General features: G+C 73.1%; 16 protein-coding genes. 5 read left to right on the top strand and 11 right to left on the bottom strand.

Annotated features, from left to right (window positions below; translation table 11 throughout):
- The first annotated feature begins 11 nt into the window (after positions 1–11).
- On the top strand, positions 12–851 hold the full coding sequence (locus tag C8N24_RS16265) for an aldo/keto reductase (RefSeq protein ID WP_121251518.1): 840 nt from the start codon (positions 12–14) through the stop codon (positions 849–851).
- Here C8N24_RS16265 and C8N24_RS16260 read toward each other — a convergent pair.
- Positions 844–1,425, bottom strand: coding sequence for a TetR/AcrR family transcriptional regulator (locus C8N24_RS16260; protein WP_121251516.1), 582 nt, complete (start codon positions 1,423–1,425; stop codon positions 844–846). The two genes, C8N24_RS16265 and C8N24_RS16260, sit on opposite strands and share 8 nt — an antisense overlap.
- Before the next feature lie 10 nt (positions 1,426–1,435).
- Positions 1,436–2,221 carry an oxidoreductase gene (locus C8N24_RS16255; protein ID WP_121251514.1) on the bottom strand — a complete coding sequence of 262 codons (786 nt, stop codon included), beginning with the start codon at positions 2,219–2,221 and terminating at the stop codon, positions 1,436–1,438.
- Between the two features lie 64 nt (positions 2,222–2,285).
- Between C8N24_RS16255 and C8N24_RS16250 the strand changes: the two genes are divergently transcribed.
- Complete coding sequence (locus C8N24_RS16250; protein ID WP_121251512.1) at positions 2,286–3,467, top strand: TolB-like translocation protein; 1,182 nt, start codon at positions 2,286–2,288, stop codon at positions 3,465–3,467.
- A gap of 57 nt (positions 3,468–3,524) precedes the next feature.
- Positions 3,525–4,262, top strand: coding sequence for an META domain-containing protein (locus tag C8N24_RS16245; protein WP_121251510.1), 738 nt, complete (start codon positions 3,525–3,527; stop codon positions 4,260–4,262).
- Here C8N24_RS16245 and C8N24_RS16240 read toward each other — a convergent pair.
- The gene (locus C8N24_RS16240; protein ID WP_170179133.1) at positions 4,244–4,912 is read right to left on the bottom strand and encodes a TVP38/TMEM64 family protein; all 669 of its coding nucleotides are present in this window, start codon (positions 4,910–4,912) and stop codon (positions 4,244–4,246) included. The two genes, C8N24_RS16245 and C8N24_RS16240, sit on opposite strands and share 19 nt — an antisense overlap.
- A gap of 67 nt (positions 4,913–4,979) precedes the next feature.
- Here C8N24_RS16240 and C8N24_RS16235 point away from each other — a divergent pair, with 67 nt between their 5' ends.
- On the top strand, positions 4,980–6,044 hold the full coding sequence (locus tag C8N24_RS16235; protein ID WP_121251505.1) for a hypothetical protein: 1,065 nt from the start codon (positions 4,980–4,982) through the stop codon (positions 6,042–6,044).
- Here C8N24_RS16235 and C8N24_RS16230 read toward each other — a convergent pair.
- From C8N24_RS16230 to C8N24_RS16215, 4 genes are all read right to left on the bottom strand, one after another.
- Positions 6,004–8,184, bottom strand: coding sequence for a diguanylate cyclase domain-containing protein (locus tag C8N24_RS16230; protein ID WP_121251503.1), 2,181 nt, complete (start codon positions 8,182–8,184; stop codon positions 6,004–6,006). The genes C8N24_RS16235 and C8N24_RS16230 overlap by 41 nt on opposite strands.
- Positions 8,185–8,286: 102 nt before the next feature.
- Positions 8,287–10,044, bottom strand: a complete 1,758-nt coding sequence (locus C8N24_RS16225; protein WP_147447832.1) for a hypothetical protein — start codon at positions 10,042–10,044, stop codon at positions 8,287–8,289.
- Positions 10,045–10,072: 28 nt separating this feature from the next.
- Positions 10,073–12,016, bottom strand: coding sequence for a putative bifunctional diguanylate cyclase/phosphodiesterase (locus C8N24_RS16220; RefSeq protein ID WP_121251499.1), 1,944 nt, complete (start codon positions 12,014–12,016; stop codon positions 10,073–10,075).
- A gap of 49 nt (positions 12,017–12,065) precedes the next feature.
- Positions 12,066–12,668 (bottom strand): flavin reductase family protein, encoded by a 603-nt coding sequence (locus tag C8N24_RS16215; protein ID WP_121251497.1) that lies wholly within the window; start codon positions 12,666–12,668, stop codon positions 12,066–12,068.
- Positions 12,669–12,697: 29 nt separating this feature from the next.
- On the opposite strand from C8N24_RS16215, the gene C8N24_RS16210 reads away from it, so the two are divergent.
- A complete protein-coding gene (locus C8N24_RS16210) occupies positions 12,698–13,027 on the top strand; it encodes a PilZ domain-containing protein (protein ID WP_121251495.1) in 330 nt (109 codons plus the stop codon).
- Here the strand turns inward: C8N24_RS16210 and C8N24_RS16205 are convergent.
- The 4 genes from C8N24_RS16205 to C8N24_RS16190 are packed head-to-tail and all read right to left on the bottom strand — an operon-like array spanning position 13,002 to position 21,719.
- Complete coding sequence (locus C8N24_RS16205; protein WP_121251493.1) at positions 13,002–13,406, bottom strand: nitroreductase family deazaflavin-dependent oxidoreductase; 405 nt, start codon at positions 13,404–13,406, stop codon at positions 13,002–13,004. The two genes, C8N24_RS16210 and C8N24_RS16205, sit on opposite strands and share 26 nt — an antisense overlap.
- A 9-nt stretch (positions 13,407–13,415) precedes the next feature.
- The gene (locus C8N24_RS16200; RefSeq protein WP_121251491.1) at positions 13,416–18,080 is read right to left on the bottom strand and encodes an NAD-glutamate dehydrogenase; all 4,665 of its coding nucleotides are present in this window, start codon (positions 18,078–18,080) and stop codon (positions 13,416–13,418) included.
- A gap of 10 nt (positions 18,081–18,090) precedes the next feature.
- A complete protein-coding gene (locus C8N24_RS16195) occupies positions 18,091–18,492 on the bottom strand; it encodes a response regulator transcription factor (RefSeq protein WP_121251489.1) in 402 nt (133 codons plus the stop codon).
- Complete coding sequence (locus C8N24_RS16190; RefSeq protein ID WP_121251486.1) at positions 18,489–21,719, bottom strand: response regulator; 3,231 nt, start codon at positions 21,717–21,719, stop codon at positions 18,489–18,491. Before C8N24_RS16190 ends, C8N24_RS16195 begins: the two co-directional genes overlap by 4 nt.
- Between the last annotated feature and the right edge of the window lie 81 nt (positions 21,720–21,800).

Genomic DNA, 21,800 nt, shown 5'->3' with positions numbered 1-21,800 from the left:
AAGCTCGGCCGATGATCGAGCGCGCCCCCTTCGGCGCGACCGGACACGAGTCCAGCCGCGTGATCTTCGGAGCGGCGGCCCTCGGCGACGTCAGCAAGGCGGACGCCGACGCCACGCTCCAGGTGCTCCTCGAGCACGGCATCAACCACATCGACGTCGCCGCGAGCTACGGCGACGCGGAGCTGCGGATCGCCACGTGGCTCAAGGAGCACGACTTCTTCGTGGCGACGAAGACCGGCGAGCGCACGTACGCGAAGGCGCGCGAGGAAATCCGGCGGTCACTCGAGCGGCTGGGCGTCGACCACGTCGACTCGATCCAGCTGCACAACCTCGTCGACGTCATCGAGTGGGACGTCGCGCTCAGCCCCGGCGGCGCGCTGGAAGCCTGCCTCGAGGCGCGCGAGGAGGGCCTGGTCAAGCACATCGGCGTGACCGGCCACGGGCTCTCGGTGCCGAAGATGCACCAGCGCAGCCTGCAGCGGTTCGCGTTCGACTCGGTGCTCTGCCCGTACAACGCCGTCCAGATGCGCGACCCGCGCTACGCGGAGACGTTCGACGAGCTCGCGGAGCTGTGCGCGACGCGCGACGTCGCCCTGCAGACGATCAAGGCGCTCGCCCGCGCACCCTGGGAGGGCCGCGCGCACACCGCCGCGACCTGGTACGAGCCGCTCACCGACCAGGCCGACATCGACAGGGCCGTCCACTGGGTGCTCGGCAACCCGCAGGTCTTCCTGCTCACGACCGGCGACGTCCACGTGCTGCCGAAGCTGCTGGACGCCGCGGAGCGCTACGAGCGCCGGCCGACCGACGACGAGATGGCCGAGCTGGACCTGACCGCGCTGTTCACCTAGGCAGACCGGCCACCGCGGTCTCGACGAGCGCGCGCAGCGACGCCTCGTCGAGGCCGCCACGGCCGAGCGCCTCGGTGCCGCGATCGACGGCCAGCAGCAGGTCCCCGAGCGCGTGCGGGTCGGCCGACGGCGCGAGGTCCCCCGCTCGCTGCGCCGCCGCTACCGCCGCCGTGTACGCCGCGCGCATGGTCTCGTGCGCACGGCCGGACCGCTCGGCGACGTCGACGTCGCGCGCCGCGAGCTCCGCCGTGCCGCGCGCGAGCAGGCAGCCGCGCGGGTTCGCCGCCGCTCCGGCCGCGTTCGCCAGCAGCCGGGCGCGGATCCGCTCGAGCGCACCGGCGTCGTCGCCGGCCAGCGCCTCCCGGACGCCTCCGACCGCACCCACGATGTAGTCGTCGAACACCCGCAGGTACAGCGCGTGCTTGTCGCCGAACGCGCCATAGAGGCTCGCGCGGCCGAGCCCCGTGGCCTCGGTCAGGTCGCTGAGCGACGTCGCCGCGTAGCCCGCGTCCCAGAACCGGTCGCGGGCCGCGGCGACGACGGCGTCCTCGTCGAACTCACGCGGTCGGGCCACGCGAATGAGGCTAGGCGGTCTCGCCGCCGTCGGCGACCAGGTTCGCGCCCGTGATGAACGACGCGCGGTCGGAGACCAGGAACCCGACCAGCTCGGCGAGCTCGGTCGCGACGCCCGGCCGCCCGAGCGGGTTGCCGCCCGCGACGGCGTCCAGCGACACGGAGAACTGGTCGGCGATCGCCTGCCGGATCTCGTCCGCCCCCGGCGTGACCACGTTGCCGGGCGTGACCGTGTTCACGCGGATGCCGGCCGGTGCGAGCTCCTTGGCGAGGCCGGCGCCGTAGGCGATCAGCGCGGCCTTCGCGGCGCCGTAGTGCAGCAGCGGGGCGGGCATGGAGAGCGCCGCGGACGACGACAGGTTCACGATGGCGCCGTGACCGCGTTCGAGCAGCTGCGGCAGCACCGCGTTGTTGATGCGCACGGCCGACAGGAAGTTCAGGTCCAGCGCGTCCTGCCACTCGGCGTCCGGGATCGTGCCGGGGCCGCTGAAGTGCGCGCGCGCCGCGGCGGCGTTGTTGACGACGATGTCGACGCCGCCGAGCGCCTCGACGGCCTGCGCGACGATCGCGCGTGCACCCGCCTCGGTGCTCACGTCGCCGGTGAAGAACGTGGCGTCGGCGGGCGTGGTCTCGGTCGCCGAGCGGGCGGTCGTGACCACGTCGGCGCCGGCGTCGAGCAACCGCTGCACGATCGCGGCGCCGATGCCGCGCGTGCCGCCGGTGACGAGCGCCTTGCGGCCTTCGAGGTCGCGCGGCGTGACCAGGGCGGGGGTGGGGAGAGCGTCGGTGGTTGTCATGGCAATCACCGTAGCACCGTTTTTGACCGATCGTTCCAAAACGACGATGAGTAGGGTCCTGGGGATGGGAGGCAGCCGGATCTTTCTCGCCGCGCTCAGCGCCGCGTGCCTACTTGCACTCGGGTCCACGCCCGCCGGTGCGTCGACGATCGTCTTCCAGTGCGGGGCTGCGGTATGCGCCGTCGACCCCGACACGGGTGAGGCACCCCGCCAGCTCGCGCCGCAGGGCCGGGTCGCGGGGGTCACGCGCGACGGCACCACCGCGTCCTGGGTCGACTCGTCGGGCGCCCTCGTCAAGGCCCCGGTCACCGGCGGCGCGCCCGCGCCGATCGGGTTCACCGGCTCGGTCGTCAACCAGCCGCTGATGTCTCCCGACGGCTCGCGCTACCTCTGGTGGTACCCGGGCCCGGACGGGTTCGGCGGGACCAACGCGGTCTGGGTCCGACGGCTTACGGTCGGCGCGGCCGAGAGCGAAGGCGTCGGGTTCTGCTCGTACTGCGTGATCTCCCACGGCTGGCTCGGGAACACCGCGATCGGCGCGCTGCCCGCGGACACGAGCCGGGGCGTGCCGTCCCGCGTGTGCACGATGGCCACCCCCGCCGAGGCACCGGCCGTCTCCGGCACGTGCGTGGGCGTGCTCGCGTCCGACGCCCGCGGCGGCATCGGCTTCCCGAGCGCGAACGCGGCCGGCACCGAGGTCATCGCCGCCCTCACCCCGGGCCAGGAGACGGGCATCGAAGGCCAGATCGTGCGCTACTCGGTCGCCACCGGCGCGGCGATCGGCGACGTGACCACCGGCACCACCGACACCACCCCCGTCTTCTCTCCGGAAGGCGACCGGGTCGCGTTCGACCGCGGCGACCAGATCGTCATCAAGGACCTCACGGGCGCGGGGGCCGAACGCGTCCTGGCGCCCGGCGTCTACCCGCACTGGGGCGGGGCGCGGACCGTCGTCGGGCCGGCGCTGCGCTCCACCGCCCTGCGCTACCGCAAGGGCCGGATCGCCGTCAGCCTCAGGTGCACCGGCACCGCTGCGTGCAAGGGGACGGTGCGGATCAAGAAGGGCAAGACCACGGTCGGGTCGCGCGCGTACCGGGTCGCAGGCGGCAAGTCGGGCACGGTCACGGTCAAGCCGTCGCGCCGGGGCGCGCGGGCGCTCGGGTCGCGTCGCGCGCAGACCGTCTCGGTCGAGCTCAAGCCGTCCGCCGGGGCTACGGTCAAGCAGGCGCTCAAGCTGCGCCGCTGAGGGATCACCTTCGCGGGGTGAGGTGTGATCACTCCCGCACGACGACGTAATGGAGGTATGCGACCGCTCTTCGCCTGTGCCCTCCTCCTGCTGCTGCTGACCGCCTGCGGGAATGACGACCGGGCCGCGAGCGGCGCCACGCTGGAGGGCACGCCGTGGGTGCTGGTCTCGGGCGTCGACGTGCCCGGCTGGGAGGCCGCGACGCCGAGCGCGACGTTCAAGGCCGGGACGCTGTCGGGCTCGAGCGGCTGCAACCGCTACTCGACGAGCTACGCCGCCGAGGGCGACACGCTGCGGCTGGGCACGGTCGCCGGCACGAGGATGGCCTGCGGCTCCCCCGCCGCCGAGGTCGAGGCCGCGTTCACCGCGGCGCTCGCGCGAGTGGCGCGCTGGCGCACCGACGGCGAGCAGCTCGTGCTCGCCGACGCCGACGACGCGGAGCAGCTGCGCTTCGCGCCGGCGAGCCCGCTCGGCGCGTGGACGGTCACCTCGTTCCTGCAGCGCGACGCCGTCACGGGGCCGCTCGAGGGCACGGAGCTGACCGCCACCTTCGAGGCCGACGGCACGCTGTCGGGCCACGCGGGCTGCAACCGCTACTCGGCCAAGTGGAGCGGCGACCTGGAGATCACCGGCATCTTCCACACCGAGATGGCCTGCGCCAAGCCCTTGATGGAGCAGGAGCAGCGGTATCTGGCCGCGCTGGCCAAGGCGGCGGGCTTCAGCGTCGAAGGCTCCACGTTGACGTTGCTGACCGCCACCGGGACGATCGCCGTCACCTACGCACGGGCGCCGTGAGCGGTCGTCGGCCGCGCCGCGACCAGCCGCCGCGCGACGAGCAGGCCCGCCAGGGCCGCCGTGACGTAGAGGCCGACGGCGACCGCGCCGCGCGCCGACAGCGGGTCGGCGAGCGCACCGCCGAGCGCGACGTACGCGATCGTCTTCGGCAGCGCACCCAGCGCGACCGCCGCCAGGAACGCCCGCATGCCGATGCCCGCCACACCGGCGAGGTAGTTGACGATGCCCGACGGCACCCCGGGCACGAGCCGGGAGGCGAGGACCGCGCCGAAGCCGTGCTCGGCCACCCACGCCCGCCGGTGCCGCGCGCGTGGGCTGAGCAGGGCAAGCAGCGCGTCCGCGCCGATCCTGCGGGCCAGCAGGAGCGAGCCCGCGGCGGTCAGCAGCGCGGCGAGCAGCGCGATCGGCGTGCCGGCGACCGCGCCGAACAGCGCGCCCGCGGCCGTCGCCGTCACCTGCCCCGGGAACAGCGCCAGCCCGAGCGCGCCGCCCGCGAGGACGAACAGCAGCGGCCCGAGCGCACCCGCCTCGCGCACCCAGCCCCGCACCTCGGCGGGCCCGATCCCGGCGACGGTCACGGCCACGAAGGCGGCGGCGATCAGCACGCCCAGCAGGGCAAGACGCGCGGCCGCGCGCCGGCGATCACGCACGCGGCTCACCCCCTACCTATCGCACCCGCACAGCGCGGGTTACGCGCATTGAGGAAGCTTTAGCTCGGTGATCCCCGATCCGTCCGTGAGCGAGTGGGCGCTGATCGTCGCGCTCGTGCTGGCGCGGCTGCTCGTGCCGCTGCTGATCCCGCGCTTCGAGCTGCTGATCGTGGTGGCGCTCGTCCTCGACGCGGTCGACAACTCGCTGCTGGCCGCGTTCACCGACGTCGACCTCGGCCCGGACGGCCCGTACCAGAGCGTCGACAAGGCGCTCGACATCTACTACCTGGCGATCGCGTACGTCTCGATGCTCCGCAACTGGACGAGCCACGCGGCCTTCCGGATCGGCCAGTTCCTCTTCTACTACCGGCTCGTCGGCGTGCTGGCCTTCGAGCTGCTCGACAGCCGGGCGATGCTGCTCGTGTTCCCGAACACGTTCGAGTTCTTCTTCATCGTCCACGCCGTGGTCGCGCTGCGGTGGGACCCGGCCACGTGGTCGCCGCGGTTCTGGCTGTGGACGGCGATCGTCCTCTGGGTCTGCGTCAAGCTTCCGCAGGAGTACTGGATCCACATCGCCCAGCGCGACTTCACGGACACGGTCGCCGACCACCCGTGGGTCGGCGTGCTGTCCGCGCTCGGCGTCCTCGCGCTCGTCGCCCTGTTCCAGCTCGTGGCGCGCCCGCGGATGCCGGAACCCGACCACGGCTGGCAGCTCGCCGCCGCCCCGGTGCCGCACCGGCCGCCGGCCCCGCACGGCGTGCCGTGGCGCGCGCTGGCCGAGAAGGCAGTGCTGCTCGGCCTGCTGGCGATCCTGTTCGCGGAGATCCTCCCGCACGTCGAGACGACGGCCCTCGAGGTCGCGATCGCGGTCGTCGCCATCGTCGCCGCCAACGAGGCGATCAGCGCCCGCTTCGGGCTCGCGGAGCTGCCCGCGCTGCTCGTCGTCAACCTCGGCCTGATCTTCCTCGCGAGCCGCTTCTTCACGCCGGTGGAGAACTTCCCGCTCGGCACGGCGCTGTTCTTCGCGTTCCTGATCTCGGTGCTGACCTGGCTCTACGACCGCTGCAAGCCGGTGCACGAGGCCCGGTTCGCTACAGCACCCCGTCCAGCAGCGCGCTCCGCACCGGTGTGATCCGGGTCAGCAGCGTCTGCGCCGCCGCGATGACCAGGTCGCGGTCGTAGACCGTCGCGAACTCGAAGCGGCGCTCGCGGTCCGCCCCGGTGTCGCCGAGGTCCTGGGCGACGAGCGCGCCGGCGAAGTGCGGACCGAGCACGATCACGCTCCACTCGCCGGCGAGCGGGTCGTCGGCGTCGATGCACGCGCCGCGGACGCCCGGCACCGGCTCCTCGCCGAGGCCGACGCCGAACGCGCCGACCAGGCTCGCGCCGCGCACGAGCGTCTCGTAGCGGCGCACGGTCTTGGGGGTGAAGTGCTTGGCGTCCTGGAACGCCGACAGGATCACGGCGCCCTCGCCGATCCGCAGCGCGCGGTGCTCGAGGTGGTGGCTCATCGGCAGCAGCAGGCGCTTGGTGGCGCGCGCGGTCTCGCGCTCGGCGGCGACGACCTCGAACGGCGTGCGGCCCGGACGGCGCGGCGGATGGGCGTGGCGGCGCACGGTCGTCCCGCCCGTGCGCTGCGGCAGCGGGCCGGGCCGGCCCCAGAACCAGCCCTGGCCGAGCGTCGCGCCCAGCGCCTGGGCAACGGCGAGGTGCCGTTCGTCCTCGATGCCCTCGGCGAGGATCTGCGCGCCGGTCCGCTCCCGCTCGGCGGCGACCGCGCTGACGATCGCCGCCTGGTCGGTCGACGGGCGGTCCTGCACCAGGCTGAGGTCGAGCTTCATCACGTCGGGGGCCACGAACGGCAGCAGCGCCAGCGAGCGGACGTCCGCGCCGAGGTCGTCGAGCGCAACGCCACGACCGTGATCGCGGTGCTCGGCGATGACCTGGGCAAGCTCGGCGGGCCGGTCGGTGACCGCGCGCTCGGTGATCTCCAGCACGAGGTCGAGCTCCTCGCCGGCCTGCGTCCACAGCTCGCGGAACGGCTCCGGGCACGGCGTGCCGATCGCGGCGGGCTCGCAGTTCAGGAACAGCGTCGCGGTGCGGCCGAGCCCAGCCTCCAGGGCCGCCTCGATGGCGACGGCGCGGCACAGCCAGTCGAGCTCCGCCGTGCGCCCCGCCGCGGCCGCGGCCTCGAACAGCCGGTCGGGCCGCTGGAGCGATGACCCCTCCGGGCCGCGGGCGAGCGCTTCGTAGGCCACCACGCTGCCGCCGGCGATGTCGACGATCGGCTGGAACACCGCGCGCAGGTCACGCCCCGCGAGGATCCGGTCGAGCTCCTCGTGCGCCGCCTGTGGATCGAAGTCGTCGGTGCGCTCGGCGGTCTCGATGGTCTTGCCCCGCGAGCGGTAGACGTGGAAGCCGTCCTTGCCGCCGCCCTTGGCGACGTACATGGCCGCGTCCGCGTGCCGCAGCAGGTCCTCGGCGGTCTCCGCGTCGCGCGGATAGGTGCTGATGCCGACGCTCGTGCGCACGTCGACCGGGATGCCGTCCACGTCGAGCGGCTCGTGCAGCGCCGTGACGATGCGCCCCGCGACGTCGCTGGCCACCGCCGAGACGTCGCTCGGCACCTTGCGCAGCAGCACCGTGAACTCGTCGCCGCCCTGGCGCGCGACCAGGTCCCCCGGACGCACGACGTCGCGCAGCCGGTCCGCGACCGCCTTCAGCAGCAGGTCACCCGTGTGGTGGCCCAGGCTGTCGTTGATGCGCTTGAAGTCGTCGAGATCGATGAAGAGCAGCGCCAGCTCGTCGGTGTCACGCTGGGCGTGGGCCAGCGCGGCGTGCAGCTCCTTGTGCAGGGTGGCGCGGTTCGCCAGGCCGGTCAGGCTGTCGTAGTAGGCCAGCTCGTGGATGCGCTCCTCGGCCTGGCGGCGGAAGGTCACGTCCTTCTGGACGCCGAGGTACTGGACCACGCGGCCGCCCTCGTCGCGCTGCGGCGCGAGCGCGATCTCGCACCAGAACGGGGTGCCGTCGGCGCGGTAGTTGAGCATCGTGGCGTACGCCTCGCGCCCGTCCCGCAGCGCCTCGCGCAGCACCGCGATGCCGCGCGGGTCCGTCTCGGCGCCCTGCAGCAGCGCACACGACCGCCCGAGGACGTCAGCCGCCGAGTAGCCCGTCATCTCCTCGAAGCCGGGGCTGACATAGGTGAGCGGGAAGCCGGGCTTGGTCGCATCGGCCATGACCACGCCGGCGATCTCTGAACGGTGGCTGCGCATACCCCGTGTATTCGGACGCGACGGGCGATCGGGTCAGCGCGTCTGCGCGCCATCGCGCGTGGCCGGGCGCGGTGAGGCGCCCGGCCACTGCGCGGCGAACGATCAGAAGGCGCGGCCGGCGCTGTACCCGCACTGCGCGCTGGCGGGCGGCAGGTTCAGCTGCGCCTGCACCTTGCCGGCACGGAGCCACTCCACGGCAGCGTCCGGCACGAAGGCGAACCATGCGTCGTCGTCGGGCAGCGCGACCCGCTGGCCCTTGATGCGCCGGCCGCCGGCCAGGACGACCTCCGGCACCGCCATCCCGTCCGCGATGCGCCCGTAGGCCAGCGCGAGCCGCGGGGTGCACGAGACGACGACGGCCGCGCGGTAGGTGTGGAAGGGACCGTCGATCGGCCGGCCGGGATCGCGCACCGTGCAGAACGACGGCGCCGGAGCGAGGTCGGCCACGAACGCGGTGACGCACGGCTGCGCGCCGGCCTGGCGCACCACTTGCAGGCGCACGCCGCCCTGCTCGGCGAGCACCCGCCGGTTCACGCTCGAGCGGCCGAGGCCGCGATCGCTGACGCCGATCGTCCGACCGCGAGCGTCGCGGACGACGGTGCGGACGACGGTGCGCGCCGCCGGGACCTCCGCCGCGAAGAACCGCACCTTGCCCGCCCAGCGGCCGGTGTAGGCCGGAGCGGTGGTCGTCGGCACGGTCACGTCACGGCCGCGGTCGAGCTCGAGCGTGACCCGCGCGGCGTCGGCGCTGAGCACGCCCGCGACCGTGGCGCCGCGCCGCAGCAGCCGCGGCGGATCCGAGTCGACGGGTGCCGCCGGGCACAGCTGCGGCGTGAGCGTCCCGAGCTCGGCGCACAGCGTCTCGCCCTGGTCGGCCACGACCAGCGGCAGGCCGCCCGCGACCGCCGCCGCCACGGGAGCAGCCGGGGGCGAGACCGGCACCAAGGGTGCCGAGAAGTTCTCCCCGCGCTCCTCCTCCGTGCACGGCAGGCCGCTCGGGGCCAGGCCGACGCCCACGCCGGCCACGTCCCGCCCGGAGGCGTCGAACGCCGTCGCGGAGCGGATGGCCTCGCCGGCCGGCACCTCCGCCCCGACCGCACGCCGCCCCGCGAACGCCGGCGACAGCGCCTTCGCCGGCAGCTCGACCGTCGCGCCGCTGCCGAGCTGGAGCCGGAGGCCGGCGATGCCCGAGCCGACGACCGCGCCGAGGATCCCTGGACCGTCGCAGCTGTCCAGGATGATCAGGGCGTCGTCGGTGCCTTCACCGCAGACGCCGCTGCCGCCCGACGCGTTGACGACGTCGACGCACGCCAGGGTCCGGAGCCGGTCGGCCTGATCCGGGGTGGGCGCGAGCTGCGGCTCCGTGTGCACCTTCACGCCCGCGTCGCGGTCGCCGAGGATCTGCGTCTCGTCGGCGGGGGCGATGTAGCCGACGGGCCCGGCGTCGATCCCGAGCAGCTTCCCGTCCGCCCCGTAGAAGCGGACGAACACCGCGCCCGGCTTCGGCGGGACGACCACGAAGCGGGCTGCGAACCCGCGGGCCGCGAAGACCTTGTGCGACGTGCGGCGCCCGCGCGCGTCCTCGGCTTCCGCACGCCGGACCGTCGGCCCGACCGCGGCGGCGTAGGCCGTCGAGTAGACGTCGGGGAACACCGACACGGTGCGGTGCGGCGAGCGCGGCTGCCGGCCGCACGCCTCGCCCTGGTAGCGCCGGTCGCGGCGCAGCGTGAGGCACACCTCGCCGCCCTTGCGCTCGGCCTGCAGCGTGAAGTCGCCGCTGCGCGCGACGGTCCGCGGTGCCGCATGGGCCACCGGACACATGACCACGGCCAGGACCGCCACCGCCAGCACGCGAAGCATGCTCACCAGGCTAAAGCCGTGGACCGCTTCAGGCGGCGGCAGCGCGATCGCGCATCCAGCCCGCGAGCGCGGTGGCCGTCATCGGGCGGCCGAGGAAGAACCCCTGCGCCTCGTCGCAGCGCAGCCCGGCGAGCGTGTCCCACGCGTCCGCGGTCTCGACGCCCTCGGCGACCACCCGCATGCCCAGCCGCCGGCCGAGGTCCACGGTGGTGTGCACGATCGCGGCGTCGCGCGCGTCCTCGGAGAGCCGCATCACGAACGAGCGGTCGATCTTGATCTCGTCCACGCCCAGGTGCTTGAGGTGCCCGAGCGACACGTGCCCGGAGCCGAAGTCGTCGAGCGCCGTGGCGACACCGATCGCGCGCAGCTCCCGCAGCACCTCGAGCGAGCGCTCCGGATCGGCCATCACGGCGTCCTCGCTGACCTCCAGCCGCAGGCAGGACGCCGGGAAGGCGTGCCGCTCGAGCGTGCGCGCCACCTCCGACGGCAGCCCCAGGTCGAGCAGGTCCGCGGGCGAGAGGTTGACCGCCACCGACAGGTCGAAGCCGTCCGCACGCCGCTCGCCGATCTCGACCAGCGCGCGGTCGAGCACGAACGCCGTCAGCGAGCGTCCGAGCCCGCTGTGGTCGGCGAGCGGCAGGAAGTCGCTGGGCATCAGCAGCCCGCGGCGGGGGTGCACCCAGCGCACGAGCGCCTCGACGCCGCGCACCTCGCCGGTGGCGATCTCCGCCTTCGGCTGGTAGTGCAGGATCAGCTCGCCGCCGGCGAGGCCGTCGCGCAGCTCCCCGAGCAGCTCCAGGCGCCGGCGCGAGTGCGTGTCGCGCGCGGGCAGGTAGACCTCGTGGCCGGTGCGGGTGCGCTTGGCCTCGTACATGGCGACGTCGGCGCGCTGGAGCAGGCCGAGCGCGTCCTGCGCGTGCTCGGGGAACAGCGCGATCCCGATCGACGCGTCGATGTGCACGCGGATGCCGCCGACCGAGAACGAGCGCTCCAGCGACGACCGGAGCCGCAGGCCGGTGGCGGACGCGGACGTCTCGTCACCGGGGGCGAGCACGACCGCGAACTCGTCGCCGCCGAGGCGCGCGAGCGTGTCGCCCGGCTCGAGCGCTTCCTCGAGCCGCGGCCCGATCTGGCGGAGCACCTCGTCGCCGGCGTGGTGGCCGAGCGTGTCGTTGAGCTCCTTGAAGCCGTCGAGGTCGATCAGCAGCAGCGCGACCTCCTGGTCATCCGCGGCGATCGCCTCGCGCAACGCGTCGAGGAGCTGGCGGCGGTTGCCGAGCCCCGTGAGGTCGTCGGTGACCGCCTGGTAGTGGCTGTGCTTGAGCCGGTCGACGACGGTCAGGCCGGCCCGCGCCATCCCCGTCAGCATCGTGACGGTGGCCAGCGTGGCGGCGTCGGCCGGGAGCGAGACGAACTGGCCGACCACGAGCAGCACCATTGCGCTGGTCGCGTACGCCAGCAGCGCCGCGAGCACGATCGGGTTGAACTCCGGCGAGGGCGTCGCGGGCGGCTCGCGCAGCCACACGGCGACCGCCAAGGGGACGGCCGACAGCCACGGCAGCTCGCCGAGCGCGATCAGGCCGACCAAGGCGACGGCGAGCGGCACGCTCACCCGCCAGCGGGCGAGGCCCAGCGCGGCCGCGACGCCGCTCGCGCCGAGCGTGGCCCCGAGCTCGGCGCCGGTCGTCGCGCTGAGCGCGCCGACCGCGCAGCCGCCCATCACGAAGTCCAGCCAGCTCAGCGTCAGCGGCTTGCCGAGGCGCTCGAGGACCATCGTCACCGCGCCCGCGAAGCCGAGCGCGCCGGCGGCGGTGTGGAACCACGAGCTGCCGCCGAACGCGTCGACGGCGGCGCACGCCAACGCCGCCGCGAACAAGGTCGCCACGAGCCACGAGCGCCGGCCGGCGACAGCAGCGGCCACGCACGCGAGGCCCCCGCCGACGAGCACCCCACCAGCCGCCTCCAAGAACATCAGCGCAGATACAACCGCACCGGACCCGCTAAGACCAACGAACCGGTTTTCAGGAGTCGAAGTCCGGCCGGATCATCTCGAACAGCGAGTCGACGACCGCGTAGTCGCCCCGGTAGCCGCAGCGGGCGATCGGCTTGAGCCGCGTCAGGTCGACGATTCCGTCCACCACGTAGCGCTCGTCGAGGTGCACGCCGACCACCTGCCCGAACGTGACGATGTTCTTCCCGCCGACGATCTCGACCACCTGCGTGACCTTGCACTCGAACGCGACTGGCGCGTTCGCGACACGCGGTGGGGCGACGAGCGTCGACGGCGCCATCTCCAGCCCGGCGTGCTCGAACTCGTTCTCGCCGCGCGGGAGCGTCGCCGAGGTCAGGTTCATCTGCTCGCGCAGGTCCCACGTGACCATGTTCCACACGAACTCGCCGCCCGAGTGGGCGAACGTCGCCGAGTCCTTGGGCCCGGCGCTGGAGAACATCACCGTCGGCGGGGCGTCGCAGACGGCGTTGAAGTACGAATACGGCGCCAGGTTGACCTCGCCGCCGGGGCCCACGGTCGACACCCACCCGATCGGACGCGGCGCCACGAACGCCTTGAACGGATCGTGCGGCAGCAACCCGCGGTCGCGCTTATCGGGTTCGTAGAAGACCATGAAGAGACATACTGGTCGGTGTGGGAGCCATGAGCGGGGAACGGCGCCGCAGCTGGCGCACGGAGATCGCCCTGGAGTGCACTTTGCACCGGAAGACGGGCAAGGTGATCGAGGCGATGACACTGGACCTCGGGCCCGGCGGGATGCGCGTGAAAGCCAACCGCCCGATGGCCGTCGACGAGCTGTTCGAGTTCGAGCTGCCGGACCGCGGGCGGATCAACGGCCGCGCCCGCGTGGTCGGCGAGCGCGGCTACCGGATCTACGCCCTGCGGTTCGAGAAGCTGGGCGACGAGGCGCGCGCGGAGCTGGCCGCGGTCGCCAAGGAGGCGTCGCCTAACCCTCCCTCTCCAGCACGATGATCGGGATCTCCCGGTCGGTCTTCTTCTGGTAGTCGTCGTAGGCCGGCCACTCGGCGGTCATCGTCTTCCACATCTCGGCCTTCTCGTCGGGCGTCGCGACGCGCGCCCGGGCCTTGAAGCGGTCGCCCCAGACCTGCACCTCGGCGGTCGGGTCGGCCTGCAGGTTCAGGTACCACGCCGGCGGCTCGTCGGCGCCGCCCTTGGAGGCGACGATCAGGTAGTCCTCGCCTGACTTGCCGTAGATCAGCGGCAGCTCACGCGGCTCGCCCGACTTGCGGCCCTTGGTGGTCAGCAGCAGGCACTGGGTGCCCTGCCAGTCGTGGCCCTCCTGGCCGTCGGTCGCCTTGTACTTGTCGACGTGCTCTTGTCCGAACAACATGGTTGGTTCTTACCCCCGTGGCTGGATGAGATTCCGGACTTCGCGCAACGCCACCGGCAGCGTCGTCAGGTCGAACGCGCCGCCCGCGCGGATCTCGCCGAGGATCTCCTGCGCGCGCTCGACCGCGGCGCGGTTGGCCTCGAACCAGGCCTCGAGCGAGTCGTAGCGGAGCACCTCGCGCGTGAGGTCGGCGTGCAGCGAGAACAGGTCGTCACGCAGCGCGGCGCGCGCCATCGTCGACCAGCGCGTGTCGCGGGTGAGCAGCGCGATCTGGTCGCGCAGCCAGTGCAGGTGCAGCCGGCCGCCGAGCTCGAAGTGCAAGGCCGCGACCTCGTCCACCCCACGGTCGCCGCCGCCCGCGACCTCGACCACGTCCAACGCGCTGAAGAGCACGCTCTGCGACGCCACGCGCGCGGCCAGCGCCTCCGGCACGCCCGCGTCCGTGAGCCCGGCCACGCGGTCCCGCCAGGCGGCCTGCTCGGCCTCGACGAGCACGCCGGGCAGCAGCTCCGAGACGGCGTGCACGCCGTCGGCGAAGCGCGCCACCTCGGCGCCGATGTCCATCGGCCGCGGGCGCGTGCGCAGCAGCCAGCGCGTCGCGCGCTCGACCATCCGCCGCCCGCTGAGCAGCATCCACGTCTGCGTGTCCGCGGTCACCGCGCCGTCGAGCGCCTCGACCTCGCGCCAGAGCGACTGCACGTCGAACACGTCCCGCGCGATCACCGACGCGCGTGCGATGTCCGCGTGCGTGGCGCCCGTGTCCTCGCGCAGCCGGAACATGAACGTGGTGCCGGCGCGGTCGACGATCTGGTTGGCCACCCGCGTGGCGATGATCTCCCGGCGCAGCCGGTGGCGCGTCATCTCCTCGCCGTAGCGCTCGGGCAGCGGCGACGGGAAGTACACGGCGAGCTCGCCCTCGAGCGCGGGGTCGTCCGGCAGGTCGGAGTCCAGCAGCGCGGCGTAGAGCGTGATCTTCGAGTAGGCGAGCACCACCGCGAGCTCCGGCTGGGTGAGGCCGAGGCCGGCCTGGCGGCGCTCGGCGATCGCCTCGGCGTCCGGCAGCGCCTCGATTGCGCGGTCCAGCCGCCCGGTGGCCTCCAGGTCGCGCATGAAGCGGTCGTGCACATCCAGCATCGCGGACGCCTGGAAGCGGGCGAGCGAGAGCGCCTGGGTCTGCGTGTACGAGCCGCGCAGGACGCGCTCGGCGACGGCGTCGGTCATCTCCGCCAGGAGCGCGTTGCGCTGCTTGACGGTCATGTCGCCGGCCGCGACCACCGAGTCGAGCAGGACCTTGATGTTGACCTCGTGGTCGGAGCAGTTCACGCCGCCCGCGTTGTCGATCGCGTCGGTGTTGATGCGCCCGCCCTGGGCCGCGAACTCGATCCGCCCGCGCTGCGTGCAGCCGAGGTTGCCGCCCTCGCCGACGACCCGGGCGCGCAGCTCGCGCCCGTTGACGCGGACGGGGTCGTTGGCCTTGTCGCCCACGTCCGCGTGGGTCTCCTCGGCCGCCTTGACGTAGGTGCCGATGCCGCCGTTCCAGAGCAGGTCGACGGGCGCCCGCAGGATCGCCTGGATCAGCTCGGAGGGCGTGAGCCGCTCGGCGTCGACGTCGAGCGCCGCGCGCACCTGCTCGGTCAGCTCGATCGACTTGGCGGTGCGCGGGAAGACGCCGCCGCCCTCGGAGATCAGCGAGCGGTCGTAGTCGTCCCAGCTCGAGCGCGGCAGCGCGAACAGGCGCTCGCGCTCGGCCAGGCTGCTCGCCGGGTCCGGGTCGGGGTCGAGGAAGACGTGCCGGTGGTCGAACGCGGCCACGAGCCGGATGTGCGGCGACAGCATCATCCCGTTGCCGAACACGTCGCCGCTCATGTCGCCGATCCCGGCCACGGTGAAGTCCTGCGCCTGCACGTCGACGCCGAGCTCGCGGAAGTGGCGCTGGACGGACACCCACGCGCTCCGCGCCGTGATGCCCATCGCCTTGTGGTCGTAGCCGACCGAGCCGCCGGAGGCGAACGCGTCGCCGAGCCAGAAGCCGTAGTCGTTCGCGACGCCGTTGGCGATGTCGCTGAACGTGGCCGTGCCCTTGTCCGCGGCGACCACCAGGTACGGGTCGTCGCCGTCGGCGCGCACCACGTGCGAGGGCGGCACGACGTCGTTGCCGACGATGTTGTCGGTCACGTCGAGCAGGCCCGAGAGGAACGTCTTGTAGACCTCGACGACCTGGTCGCCGGGCCGCTTCATGACGAACCCGCCCTTGGAGCCGACCGGCACGATGACGGCGTTCTTGACCATCTGCGCCTTCATCAGGCCGAGGATCTCCGTGCGGAAGTCCTCGCGCCGGTCCGACCAGCGCAGGCCGCCGCGCGCGACCGCGCCGCCGCGCAGGTGCACGCCTTCCACCCGCGGCGAGTGCACGAAGATCTCGAACTTCGGGCGCGGCCGCGGCGTCAGCGGGATCTGGTGCGGGTCGAGCTTGAACGAGAGGTACGGCTTCGGGCCGGGCAGGAAGAAGTTCGTGCGCAGCATCGCGGTGACCACGCTCAGGAATCCGCGCAGGATCCGGTCCTCGTCGAGCGAGTCGACGGCGTCGATCGCCTGCTCGATCCGCTCGGCGATCGCCGACGCGCCGCCGCGGCTCCCGTCGGGGTCGAAGCGCGCGCGGAACAGCTCGATCAGCGTGCGGGCGACGTCCGCGTGGGCGAGCAGCGTCGCCTCCATGTAGCGGTCGCTGAACGGGATGCCGGCCTGGCGCAGGTAGCGCGCGACCGCACGCAGCAGCATCACCTCGCGCCAGTCGAGCCCGGCCGCGAGGATCAGCCCGTTGAAGCCGTCCTGCTCGGCGTCGCCGCGCCAGACGCGCTCGAAGCCCTCGTGGAAGCGGTCGCGGATCGCGTCGACGTCGACCTCGCCCTTGGCGAGCAGGCCGAAGTCGTACAGCCACGCCGGCGGACCCTCGCGCGGGGTGACCAGGTAGGGCCGTTCGTCGGTGACGGTCAGGCCGAGCGACTCGAACATCGGCAGCACGTCCGACAGCGACACGCGCTCGCCGCGCCGATAGACCTTGCAGCGCAGCGCGCCGCCCTGCGCCTCCAGCGGCCGGTAGAGCGAGAGGTCGAGCCCGTCCTCGTCGGTCAGCGCCTCGATCCGCAGGATGTCGGCGACCGCCGAGCGCGCGAGCAGGTCGTCGCGGTACTGCGGCGGGAACGCGGAGCCGTACTGGCGGTAGAGCGTCATCCCGCGCTCCTCGCCGCACTCCTCCAGCAGCGCGTCCAGCAGGTCGTCGTCCCATGAGCGCACCGCCTCGACGATGCGGGCCTCGAGCGCCTCGACGTCGTAGTCGGGCCGCACGTCGGCGGGCAGGTGCAACGTGTAGTGGATGCGCACGAGCACCCACTCGGTCAGCCGCAGGCCCCAGTCGAGCGACTCCGCGCCGAGCGCCTCGCTGAGCAGCCGGCCGATCTTGATCCGGTTGTCGGTGTTGAAGCGGTCGCGGGGGATGAAGACGAGGCAGCTGACGAAGCGCTCGTAGCGGTCCGTGCGCATGAACAGCCGCACGCGCTGGCGCTCGCCGAGCTCGAGGATGCCGCTCGCCATCTCGTACAGGTCGTCGACGCCGATCTGGAACAGCTCGTCGCGCGGGAACGTGTCGATGACCGAGATCAGCGCCTTGTCGTCGTGGCTGCCGGGCATGAAGCCGGCGCGCTCGCGGACGGCCGCGGCCTTGCGGCGCAGCACCGGGATGTTGGCCGGCACCTCGCGGTAGGCGCCGGTCGTGTAGAGGCCGAGGAAGCGGCGCTCGCCGACGACGTTGCCGTCGCCGTCGAACTTCTTGACCCCGATGTAGTCCAGGTAGGCGGGCCGGTGGATCGGCGAGCGCGTCGTCGCCTTGGCGAGGATCAGCGGGTCGGGCTCACGCGCCAGCGCGCGCACCGCGAGCGGCAGCTTCGCGAAGCCCGTCGACTGCGCGCTGCCGCCGCGCAGGAGCCCGAGCCCGGTGCCCTCGACCGCCTGCAGCGAGTCCTCCTCGGTGAGCTCGTACTCGCGGTAGCCGAGGTAGGTGAAGTGGTGGTCGGCGATCCACGCGAGTAGCGCGCGCGCCTCCTCGCACTCGTCCCGGTCGAGCCCGGCGGGGAACGGCTCGTCGATCAGCGCGTGCATGTGCTCGCGCATCTGCGGCCAGTCGTCGACCGCGGCGCGCACCTGCTCGAGCACGCGCTCGATCGCGCGCTCGAGCTCGTCGAAGCCCGACGCCTGGCGGTCGACCTCGATGTGCATGTACGACTCGTCGCCCACCACGGGGTGGACGAGCACGTGGATGCCGAGCTCGCGGCGGCTCAGCTCCATGCTCACGGAGTCGACGAGGAACGGCATGTCGTCGCTGACGACGTCGATCGCCGTGTGCGGCGACTGCCAGCCGTGCTGCTCGAACGTCGGGTTGTACGCGCGCACGCGCACCTCGCCGTCGGCGCGGCCGGCGCCGAACGTGCGGTGGGCGAGCGCGGCGCCGTAGAGGTCGACGGGCTCGCGCCCCTTCAGGTCCGCCGCTGGCGCTCGGCGGTAGTACTGGCGGACGAAGGCTTCGGCATCGGCGACGTCCTCCGGCGCCACCCGTTCCCGCACTCGCTCGCAGACGGACTCGATCAGCGCCGACTCGACGTCCTGCGTTCCCGTGGACATGCCGCGGAAGCTACGCCTTTCCGCCGAGCTCGGCCACCTTGAGACGGAGCTGTCGCAACCGGTCGGCGACCGCGAGGCGCATGGTCAGCTGGTTGCGGTCCAGCGGCTTGTTGAGGAAGTCGTCCGCGCCGGCCTCCATCGCGACCTTCACGTCGCCGTCGCCGCTGAGCGCGGTCAGCATGATCACGTAGCAGTCGCTGCCGTACCGGGCACGGACCTGGCGGCACAGGTCGGGGCCGGCCAGGTTGGGCATCATCCAGTCCGTGATCAGGACGTCCGGGACGGCGTCCTGGAAACGCGCCCATGCCGCCGCGCCGTCCTCGGCGGACTCGCACTCGTGCCCCATCCGCGCCAGCACGGCTTCCAGAACGCGGCGGGAGACGGGGTCGTCCTCGGCGACAAGGATCTTCACGGAGCGCTCTTACCCAAGGCGGCCCAGGTCATGCTCACCACGTCGGCGAGCCGCGTGAGCGCCGCCTCGACGCCGTCGAGACGGCCCGAGTGGGCGATCCGCTCGACCTCCGCGGCCGCGCCCGACACCGCCACCGCCCCGATGTTCGCCGCGCTGCCCTTGAGCTGGTGGGCGGCGCCGCGCAGCGCGTCGGCGTCGCCGTCCTCGGCCGCGCGCCGCATGGCCCGGACGCGCACGTCGACGTCGGAGAGGAACAGGTCGCAGATCTCCGCCACCACGTCCTCGCCCCCAACGTCCTTGGCGAGCGCGGCGAGGAAGCTCCGGTCGATCACGGGCGGTGCGGGCTTGTCGAGCCACTGGGCGAGCACCTCGTCGAGCGCCTCGGGCCGCAGCGGCTTGCTCAGGTAGTCGTCCATGCCGGCCTCGAGGCAACGCTCGCGCGCGCCTTCCATCGCGTGCGCGGTCATCGCGATGATCGGCGTGTGGCGCGCGTCACCCTCGAGGTCGCGGATCTCGGCCGTGGCCGCGTAGCCGTCGAGCACCGGCATCTGGCAGTCCATCAGCACCGCGGCGAACGGGCCGCGACGCAGGGCCGCCACCGCTTCCTCCCCGTTGCCGACGACCTCGACGCGGTAGCCCCGCTTGCGCAGGATGTTGACGGCGACGGCCTGGTTGGTCGGGTTGTCCTCGGCCAGCAGGATCGGCGCGCTCTTGCGCTCCTCGGGCAGCGCGGGGCGGGCGGCGGGCCCCGGCACGCGGGTGCCGTCGCCGGCCATCGTGTTGGCGATCGTGTCGTACAGACGCGAGTCGCGGACCGGCTTGGTGAGCGTGGCGTTGATGCCGGGGCCGCCACGGTTGCGGCCCGCGGAGCTGAGCAGGATCACGCGCGGGCCGTCCGGGCCGAGCTCACGCGCGACGTCGAGGCCGTCGAGCCCGGGCATGTGGTGGTCGAGCAGGACGAGGTCGTAGGGCGTGCCGGCCTCGCGCGCCTTGAGCACGCTCACGAGCCCCGCCTCGCCGCCGTCGGCGCTGTCGGCGTTCATCCGCCACGAGGAGATCCGACGCTCGAGGATCTCACGATTGGTCGCGTTGTCATCGACGATCAGCACTCTCAACCCGGCAAGTTCGCGCGGCAACGGCACCGACTGCACGGTCGCGGTCGGCATCCGGACGGTGAACCAGAACGTGCTGCCGTGCCCCGGCTCGCTCTCCGCGCCGATCCGCCCGCCCATCATCTCCACCAGCTGACGGGAGATGGCGAGGCCGAGCCCGGTCCCGCCGTAGCGCCGCGTGGTGGAGCTGTCGGCCTGGCTGAACGAGTCGAACAGGCCCTCGACGAGCTCGGGGGCGATGCCGATGCCGGTGTCGCGCACCGCGATCCGCAGACCGCCCGTCTGGGCGGTGACCGTCACGACGACCTCGCCCTCGTGCGTGAACTTGAGCGCGTTGCCGATCAGGTTGGTGAGGATCTGGCGCAGCCGGCCCTCGTCGCCGGTGACCGCCTGCGGCACGTCGTCGGAGATCTGCGCGACGAGCTCGAGCCCGCGGTCGTGCGCGCGGCTCGCGAGCAGCTCGCAGACGTCGCCGACCGCCTCACGGACGTCGAAGACGATCGGGTCCAGGTCGAGCTTGCCGGCCTCGATCTTCGAGAAGTCGAGGATGTCGTCGATGATCGACAGCAGCGACGCGCCGGAGCTCTTGACGGTCTCCGCGAACGAGCGCTGCTCGTCGTCGAGCGACGTGTCCAGCAGCAGGTCGGCCATGCCGAGCACGCCGTTCATCGGCGTGCGGATCTCGTGGCTGACGTTGGCGACGAACTCGGACTTCAGCCGCGCCGCCTCGAGCGCCTCGTCGCGGGCGTGGACCAGCTCCAGCTCGGCCCGTCGGCGCTCGATGAACTGGGCGAGATAGCCCGCGACGGACCTCATCGTCGCTTCCAGCTCCTCGTCGCGGTCGCGCACGCTGGTGTCGAAGAACTGCAGCACGCCCAGGCACGTCGCGTCGCTCATCACGGGCACGGCGAAGCCGGCACGCACGCCGAACGAGCGCGCGATCGCGAAGCGCGCCTCCTGCCGCGCGTCGCGGATCCACACGGGACCACGCTCCGCCCACGCCCGGCCGGCCAGCCCGTCGCCGCGCTTGAGCACCAGCTCGCCCATGCGCGCCTGGATCTCGTCGGCCATCTCCTCGCGCGGCGACCAGAACGCGCGCAGCTGCAGGTCGACGCCGTCGACGACCCAGACGGCCCCGACCTCCCAGTGCAGCGCGCCACAGACCTCCTGCACCAGCCGCGACGCCGCCTCCTCCAGGCTCGTCGCCGTCGCCAGCACCCGGGCGGCCGCGTGCTCGGCCGCGATCCGGCGCTCACGGCGCACACGCTCGGAGACGTCCCGGAACACCGACGTGACGCCGACCACGCGCTCGCCGACCCGCACCGGGCTGATCGTGTACCGGAAGATGCGCTTGAGCCCTTCCGGGTTCTCGAACGGCTCGCTGTCCACGTGCCGCGTCTTGCCGTCGAGCAGGGTCGCAGCGGGCTTGGACCCGGGGTAGCCGACGAGCGACTGGCCGCGCAGGTCCGCCGCGCCGAGCATCGCGTTGGCGGCGGGGTTGGCGTAGGTGACGATGCCGGCGCCGTCGGTCGTCATGATGCCGTCGCCGACCGAGTCGAGCACCGTCCGGTGCTGCTCGCCCTGCGCCGCCAGCCGCAACCGCGCGCGGCGCAGCATCAGCGAGGCGGCGACGAACAGGCCGACCAGCAGGGCGCCCAGGAACAGCTCCAGCCGCAGCAGCCAGCGCTCGTCCTGCTGGCGACGGTCCTCGACCGCCGCGAGCGCCCGGTCCCGCTCGTGCAGCAGCGCGGCGAACACGACGTCGTCGCGGGGTGTCGAGCGCAACAGCCGCACCTGCTGGCAGAGGCGCTCGGCGGGGACCACCAGCCCGTTGCTCGCGCTGGCCTGCAGCCCGTCGCAGGCGTCGAGCGCGCCGTTCAGCGGCCCGTCGACGTCGGCGCGGATGTCCCCGGCGGCGCGCTTCTCGGCGTTGAGCCGCGCCAGCGAGGCCTCGCCGCGGATGGTGGCGAGCTCGTCGCGCCAGACCGCAGTGCGCTCGAGCGTGTCCCGTGAGACACGATGGTCGACCAGCAGGGCGAGGATGGCGGCAAGGACCGCAAGGACGAGCAGCGCGCTGGCGGCAGGGGCGCGAACGAGCGATCGCCGGTGATTCACTCGTGCAGGTTTTTCCTTCCGCAGTCGTTGGTAAACGGACTTGTACTGAGCGACGCCTGAGTGATCCGACGGACGGCGCGC

The organism is Solirubrobacter pauli (genome assembly GCF_003633755.1).
GTDB classification, from domain to species: Bacteria; Actinomycetota; Thermoleophilia; order Solirubrobacterales; family Solirubrobacteraceae; genus Solirubrobacter; species Solirubrobacter pauli.
This window is presented reverse-complemented; position numbering and strand designations above follow the sequence as displayed.